The organism is Kluyvera georgiana ATCC 51603, from assembly GCF_001654985.1.
GTDB classification, from domain to species: Bacteria; Pseudomonadota; Gammaproteobacteria; order Enterobacterales; family Enterobacteriaceae; genus Kluyvera; species Kluyvera georgiana.
Genome location: NZ_LXEU01000151.1, coordinates 1 through 321 on the forward strand (window position 1 = coordinate 1; position 321 = coordinate 321).

Here is a 321-nt window from a genome sequence, read left to right on the forward strand (position 1 = left end):
GACTTTAAGTCTCCTGAAGGAACGTTGAAGACGACGACGTTGATAGGCTGGGTGTGTAAGCGTAGCGATACGTTGAGCTAACCAGTACTAATGAACCGTGAGGCTTAACCTTACAACGCCGAAGATGTTTTGGCGAAGAGACGATATTCAGCTTGATTACAGATGACATCGACAGGCTAATGCGTGTTGATAACAGAATTTGCCTGGCGGCTGTAGCGCGGTGGTCCCACCTGACCCCATGCCGAACTCAGAAGTGAAACGCCGTAGCGCCGATGGTAGTGTGGGGTCTCCCCATGCGAGAGTAGGGAACTGCCAGGCATC

Annotated in this window: 2 rRNA genes; both read left to right on the plus strand. The window is 52.0% G+C overall.

Annotated elements, in window-relative coordinates:
• Window positions 1–112: ribosomal RNA gene (locus M989_RS24090) — 23S ribosomal RNA — on the plus strand; the annotation flags it as partial.
• A 90-nt stretch (window positions 113–202) separates the two neighbouring features.
• Window positions 203–318, plus strand: a 5S ribosomal RNA gene (rrf, locus tag M989_RS24095).
• Window positions 319–321 lie beyond the last annotated feature (3 nt).